8 protein-coding genes are annotated in these 6,656 nt (G+C 63.0%); 5 read left to right on the top strand and 3 right to left on the bottom strand.

What is annotated here, in order from left to right; genetic code table 11:
• The 4 genes from ABNS06_RS04715 to ABNS06_RS04700 all read left to right on the top strand — a co-directional run.
• Positions 1 to 863, top strand: an 863-nt coding sequence (locus ABNS06_RS04715; protein WP_348672880.1) for an EAL domain-containing protein, incomplete at its 5' end; no start/stop codon positions are given.
• A 92-nt stretch (positions 864 to 955) separates the two neighbouring features.
• Positions 956 to 1,210 (top strand): FeoA family protein, encoded by a 255-nt coding sequence (locus ABNS06_RS04710; RefSeq protein WP_348672879.1) that lies wholly within the window; start codon positions 956 to 958, stop codon positions 1,208 to 1,210.
• Entirely contained in the window at positions 1,203 to 3,029 is a 1,827-nt protein-coding gene (feoB, locus tag ABNS06_RS04705; protein WP_348672877.1) for a ferrous iron transport protein B, read from the top strand. Before ABNS06_RS04710 ends, feoB begins: the two co-directional genes overlap by 8 nt.
• Positions 3,026 to 3,283, top strand: a complete 258-nt coding sequence (locus ABNS06_RS04700) for a DUF6587 family protein (RefSeq protein WP_348672875.1) — start codon at positions 3,026 to 3,028, stop codon at positions 3,281 to 3,283. The genes feoB and ABNS06_RS04700 overlap by 4 nt, the downstream gene beginning before the upstream one ends.
• Positions 3,284 to 3,328: 45 nt before the next feature.
• On the opposite strand, the gene ABNS06_RS04695 is transcribed toward ABNS06_RS04700, so the two are convergent.
• From ABNS06_RS04695 to ABNS06_RS04685, 3 genes are all read right to left on the bottom strand, one after another.
• The gene (locus ABNS06_RS04695; protein ID WP_348672874.1) at positions 3,329 to 4,177 is read right to left on the bottom strand and encodes a zinc metalloprotease; all 849 of its coding nucleotides are present in this window, start codon (positions 4,175 to 4,177) and stop codon (positions 3,329 to 3,331) included.
• 115 nt (positions 4,178 to 4,292) lie between these two features.
• Positions 4,293 to 5,249: an NAD(P)-dependent alcohol dehydrogenase gene (locus tag ABNS06_RS04690; protein WP_348672873.1), complete on the bottom strand. Its 957-nt coding sequence runs from the start codon at positions 5,247 to 5,249 to the stop codon at positions 4,293 to 4,295.
• A 286-nt stretch (positions 5,250 to 5,535) separates the two neighbouring features.
• Positions 5,536 to 6,045 carry a tetratricopeptide repeat protein gene (locus ABNS06_RS04685; protein WP_348672872.1) on the bottom strand — a complete coding sequence of 170 codons (510 nt, stop codon included), beginning with the start codon at positions 6,043 to 6,045 and terminating at the stop codon, positions 5,536 to 5,538.
• Positions 6,046 to 6,432: 387 nt separating this feature from the next.
• Between ABNS06_RS04685 and ABNS06_RS04680 the strand changes: the two genes are divergently transcribed.
• A partial coding sequence (locus tag ABNS06_RS04680; protein WP_348672871.1) for a hypothetical protein occupies positions 6,433 to 6,656 on the top strand: 224 nt, incomplete at its 3' end.

Genomic DNA, 6,656 nt, shown 5'->3' with positions numbered 1-6,656 from the left:
TCACGGCCGATTCGCTGGTCATCGAGATCGTCGAGCAGGACATTCCAGACCCCGGCGACCTGCTGGACATCGTCGCCGCCTACCGCGAACTGGGGTGCCTGATCGCCATCGATGATTTCGGCGTGGGCTTCTCGAACCTGTCGCGCATGATCCAGTTCCGCCCCGACATCGTGAAGCTGGATCGCACCTTCATGGCCGATGCGCGCGGCGATATGCACGCCACACGCTGCCTGCCGCTGATCGTGAACATGCTGCACGAGATCGGGTCGCTGGTACTGGCTGAAGGCGTGGAGACCGAAGAGCACGCGCTGGAATCCATCCAGGCCGATGTCGACCTGATGCAGGGCTACTATTTCGCGCGACCTCGACGGGACATCGAGACCGATGTGCCGCCGGAACTGCCGTTTCGCAACATCACGAGCATTTTCGAACGCCAGGTACTCGATCACGAATCGGCATTCCAGTTCGCCTTGCAGGACTATCAGGCCGCCTTCGCGACCGTGCGGGCGCAGATGCTACAGGGCCTGGAACTGGCAGCTGCCGCGACACCCATGCTCGCGCTGCAACGCGCGGTTCGTCTCTACGTGCTCGACGCAGGAGGACGCCAGGTCGGCGGCAACGTGGACGGCGCCAACAGCCGGATTCGTCGCCGTTCACCGCACAAACCGCTGCTGAACTCCGAAGGCGCCAACTGGGCGCATCGTCCGTATTTCCGCCGCGCCCGCCTGAATCGCGCGGAGATGCAGATCACGCGCCCCTACCTGTCGCTGACCGGCGCCTTCATGTGCGTCACCCTGTCGCAGGCCGCGGAATTCGGTGGGCAGGAATTCGTCGTCTGCTGCGATCTGGAGTATCCGCTCTAGCCACATTCCGGCGACCCACGAAGTCTTCGTGCAAGTTGGCGTCTACACGCCTAGAATAATGAGAGTGATTCTCATTTTTCAAAGCAACTTCCGTGAAACTCAGTGACCTGCGCGTCGGTGATTCCGGCGTGGTCGAGGCCGTGGACACCCAGGCCGATCCCGACCCCATCGCAACCCGTCTCGGCGAACTCGGCTTCGTCAGCGGCGAACCCGTGCGACTCGTCGCCCGTGGCCCGTTGGGTGGTGATCCGCTGCTGATCCAGGTGGGTTTCACGCGGTTCGCGCTGCGGCGCGCCGAGGCCGAGCGCGTGCGGCTGGTCAACGGCGCGGGAGCCTCCGATGAGTAACCTCAGCATCGCCCTGGTCGGCAACCCGAACTGTGGCAAGACGGCCCTGTTCAACCAGCTGACCGGCGGACGCCAGAAAGTCGCGAATTACGCCGGCGTGACCGTTGAGCGCAAGGAGGGTTCGTTCCGCGCGCCGTCAGGCCGCCGCGTCCAGGTGCTGGACCTGCCGGGCGCCTACAGCCTGAACGCCACGAGCCCGGACGAGGCGATCACCCGCGACATCTGCATGGGCCGGCTCGATGATGTGAGCCCGGAACTGCTGGTCTGCGTGGTCGATGCAACCAACCTGCGCCTGCATCTGCGCTTCGTCCTGGAACTGCGCCAGCTTGGTCGGCCGATGGTCGTCGCGCTGAACATGAGCGACGCGGCCAAGCGACGCGGCATCCGCATCGACCGGGAGCGCCTGCAAGCCGAACTGGGCTGCCCCGTGGTGGACACCATCGCCATCCGCAAGGGCGGCGCGGCGGAACTGATCACGCGGCTGGACGCCGACGGCCCCTTCGAGACGCCGGCCGCCGCGCCGGTGGATGACCTGCACGGCGAGGTCGCTCGCATCCTGCGCGAGGCCGTGGACGTTCCGCGCCGGACCGCGGCGGTGGACGACGCGCTGGATCGCGTGCTGCTGCATCCGGTCGCCGGGCTGCTCATCCTGGCGGTGACCATGTTCCTGATGTTCCAGGCGGTCTACGCCTGGGCCGCACCGTTCGCCGACGGCATCGACGCGGGCATCGGCCTGCTCGCCGACGGTGTCGCCCGCTTCATGCCGGACGGCCTGCTCAAGTCGCTGGTCACCGACGGGCTGCTCGCCGGCATCGGCGGCGTGGTCGTGTTTCTGCCGCAGATCCTGATCCTGTTCCTGTTCATCCTGATCCTGGAGGAATCCGGCTATCTGCCGCGGGCCGCCTTCCTGCTCGACCGGCTGATGGTCGGCGCCGGGCTGACGGGACGATCGTTCATTCCGCTGCTGTCCAGCTTTGCCTGCGCGATTCCCGGCATCATGGCCGCGCGCACCATCCAGGATCCGCGCGACCGCCTGGCGACAATCCTGGTCGCGCCGCTGATGACCTGCTCGGCGCGGCTTCCGGTCTACGCCCTGCTGATCGGCGCATTCATCCCGAATCAGAGTGTCGGCGGCCTGTTCAACCTGCAGGGCGTGGTGCTGTTCGTGCTCTACGTCGCTGGCATTCTCAGCGCGCTGGTCGTCGCCTACGTAATGAAGATGCTCTCGCGCGACACTGCCGAGCACGCGCTGATGCTGGAACTGCCGTCCTACCGCGTTCCCAGCCCGCGCGATATCGCGCTGGGTCTTTGGGAGCGTGGCGGCATCTTCATCCGCCGGGTCGGCACGATCATCCTGTCGTTGACGATCATCCTGTGGCTGCTGTCCACGTTCCCCGCGCCACCGGCGGGCGCGACCGGACCGGCCATCGACTACAGCCTGGCAGGCCGCATCGGCCACTGGATGGAGCCACTCTTCGCACCCATCGGCTTCAACTGGCAGATCTGCATTGCGCTGATCCCCGGACTCGCGGCCCGTGAAGTCGCCGTCAGCGCCCTGGCCACGGTGTACTCGATTTCCGCCGCGGACGACCTGGCCGCGCAGCAACTGACACCGCTGATCTCGTCCCAGTGGTCCATCGCCACCGCGCTGTCACTGCTGGCCTGGTACGTGTTCGCGCCGCAGTGTCTGTCCACACTGGCGGTCATCCGGCGCGAGACCAACTCCTGGAAGACCGTGGGACTGGCCACCGGCTACCTGTTCGGTCTGGCCTATCTGGCCTCCCTGCTGGTCTATCAGATCGCGAGGTTATGGCTATGACGAGTTATGAATGGATCCAGTGGATCGTGGTCGCCATCGCGGTCCTCGCCAGTCTCGCCTACTGGGTACGACGCCTGTTGCCAGGCCTGTGGATGCGGCTGACCGGCCGCAGCGAACCGCCGCCGGCCGCGGGCTGCGATGCCGGCTGCGGCAGCTGCAACGGCTGCGGTACCGGGCCTGCGCGCCGGGAATCGGCACAACCGCGACCGGGCGGTCATACCCGCCCAATCGTGTTTCACCCGAGCGACTCCTGACCCGGCGGCGCCCGGCCCTGCCGGAGCGCCGGGCTGACGAGACGACTAGGGCGTGCGGTACTGCGCGTGCATGGCGTCCATCCGCTCGGACTGCTCCAGCGTGAAGCGGACCATGCAGTAGTCATCCACGTAGTCCATGAAGTTGTCGATCGGATCGTCGCCGGGCTTGCGCGGCCCGATGCAGCTGTCGCGACCAACCGGGCAACCATATGCCGGGCTGCGCTCAAAAGGCGTGTCATCGACCGAGTCACCGGCGCCGCGGCAGCCGCCCTGGAACGTGTGATATAGCCCGAGCCAGTGCCCGACTTCGTGCGTGCCCGTGTCACCCTCGTTGTAAGGCGCGGCCGTGCCGCCCGGCAGGCTGGAGTACAGCAACACCACGCCGTCGGCATCCGGATTCGCGGTGTATCCCCAAGGCAGCGTGGCGTAGCCGAGCACGCCACCGGACGGATTCGCCGAGTAGATGTTCAGGGTTTCCGCTCCGCCCACCCGCAGACTCGGCTTGGCGGCATCGGGATTGGCGTACCACACCGGGTTGGTCGTCCGGGTCACGCCCTCCAGCGTGAACACGAACGGCGTGCCGGCGTAAGCGTCGTTGAGCACCACCATCTGCGCGTCGATCTGATCCATCGGCACATTGCCCTGCGCCGGCAGCGAACCCTGACTGATCACGTGGAACCACACCGGAATCTCCACGCTGCCCGGGTTGCGAAACAGCCCGCGTCGGGAATTGATGCGCCGAGCCTTGAATGCGGAAAAATCACGCTCGATCAACTCGATCTCGGCATCCGACGGCATCACCGCGCTGCATCGCTCGCCGGACCACCGGCCATCCGAGGCCGCGGCCGACGCGCTCAGCAACATGGCGGCGACCATCCAGATCATCTGTTTCATCGGAACTCCCTGTTACCGAAGGCCGAAACGGCCGATGCCCCAGTATAGCCACAGCCTCCCGGCAGACTAGGCAGTTCGTCACCGTCCCGGCCGCAGCTGTCCATCAGGCGGGGCGCTACCCGGTACCAAACGTGAGGCACACCTTGCCAACGGTGTGCCGCGACTCGATCTGCCGGTGGGCGTCGGCCGCCTCGGTCACCGGATAGGTCTTCTGCACGTGCGGCCGCAGCAGACCTTGCTCGATCCATTGCTTCAGCTGCAACAAATCCCGGGCATCGGATCGGACCTGAACCAGCCGGCTGGTCTTGTTCAGACCCAAACGGGCAACCAACTCTCCGGCGAGCGTCCGCGGCTTCGGAACCGTACTGACATACACGCCCCGCGGCGTCAGCTGCCCGGAAAACATCGATCTCGTGAACTTGCCGAACACATCGAACACGGCGTCGAATCGCGAGCCGATCTTCACCGCGGGCTGGCGACTGTAGTCATGAACCACATCCGCACCCAGCGACTTCACGAAATCGATGTTGCGGGGGCCGCAAACACCATGCACTTCCAGCCCCATGGCCTTGGCGATCTGCACCGCGTAATGACCCACGCCACCGCTCGCACCGTTAATCAGGATTCGCTGGCCCTCACTGGGCGCGCAGCAATCGCGAATCGCCTGCAACGCCGTTTGCGCGGCGAGTGGAACGGCCGCCGCCATCTCGAGCGAGAGATTGGTCGGCGCATGTTGAACTTCGCCCCGATCGAAACGCGCGACCTCGACGTGGACCCCGCCCGAGAAATGGTTCGTCATCCCGAAGACGGCGTCTCCGACGGAAAACTCGGTCACGTTGTCCCCGACCGCCACCACGCGGCCCGCCACATCCAGCCCCGAAGCACGCGGCAGCGAGTCCCGCGCGAAGCTGTGCCTGAACTTCCCTTTCCGCACCAGGACATCCTTGGGGTTGACGCTACCGGCCACCGTCCGGACCAGGACGCTGTCAGCGGAGAGTTGGGGATAAGGCCAATCGTCGACCCACTCCAACACATCCGCTGCTCCGAATCGCCTGTACACAAGGGCTTTCATTTCGCTTCTCCGATAGGGCGGCTGACGATCAGGCGACGATGCGCCTCGGGACGGGGCGAAGTCGAGTCAGGCAACTGATCAAGCCGCACTGATGCACGAACACCTGCATCCAGACACCGGATACTGACCGCGCCTGCGGTCAATTTGATGAACGTGGACTGTCGCGTTCGTAACGCCGGCAAGCGCCGATGTCATTCAACACCATCCTCAATGTGATGATGAAAACTGGACAGCATTGGAACCCTGCTTTGCCCTGAATTTATTGACTTCTGACCAAACAAACTTGTTATGTTCTGTATTCTGGTTCATTTGCCAAGAATTCGAGCAGCTCTCGTGCCGGAGCATAACCTTGCGAGGCCGAAGCCTCTAACCAAATGATTGCCTGATCGAGGTCAGGCTCAACTGCTTCCCCTTCAAGCAGTATGCGAGCTGCAATGTACTGAGCGTGACGATGACCCGCATTCGCAGCCTGGGCATACAGCGTGTAAGCAAGGCTCTTGTTCTCAGGCACACCTAGCCCATATAGATGCTTCTCGGCCAGCAATGTAACTGAGCTGAGAACTCCTGCCTCGGCGCCCTTTGTGCACCAGAACACAGCTTTCCCAGCGTCTTCTGGCAAGTCACGTGCACCGTACGAATAGTCGTAGCAAAGGCGATGCTGGGCGCTCGTGTCGCCACCCTTCGCCATTTCGATGACGGCATTTGGCTCGGCCAAAGCCACTGTAGCCTTTTTCGTAGATTGGCAAGCAGCTAGACCCAGCAGGGCAAAGAAAACTGTGAAATTTCTAAGAAGCATAACGCCCACATTCAGGAACGGCTGAACCGAAGGCGAAGACGTCGCACTGGAATGTGTTGTTAGGCGCCATATTGGGGAGGCGGACGCAAACTTCCAAGCAGGGCTAAGAATGACATGAGGACAAACAACGCCCACCAAGCAACAATTGCCCAGTTTGAGAGCAATGGCTTGCGACGGAAGATGAGGCGAACGATGACAACTAAAAATAGCGGGACGAGAGCACCTGCGAAGGAACGACCAAATATGAAACCCCAACCATATGCGGATTGACCTTCACCTCCCGACCCTAAGCCTGTCGTAATGAAGGTAAATGCGACACTAGTTAAGAGAATTAGGCATGCATTAATGTTTACGTGCTTACTCATTAGATACCTAGGCGCCTAACGCTTGAGTTCAGCCGTCGCGAGCGGAGCGAGCGTCGGCTGGAACGATTTGTTGGGTTGTGGCTTCACCTTGATTTCTCGAACTCTGTTCTTTCACAAGCGCTCATCTCGTTCTGCAGTGCATGCAATTCACGACTCGCTTCCGAAGCGGTGGAGACCCCCGGTTCGTCACAAGATGATGCGGCCGCTGTTAACCAGTGAGCTGCCCGGACTCGGTCCATTTCACAC

The sequence above is a fragment of the uncultured Abyssibacter sp. genome (genome assembly GCF_964000955.1).
GTDB lineage: Bacteria > Pseudomonadota > Gammaproteobacteria > Nevskiales > OUC007 > Abyssibacter.
Note: the sequence above shows the minus strand (reverse complement) of the source record. Positions and strands in the feature narration are given on the sequence as shown.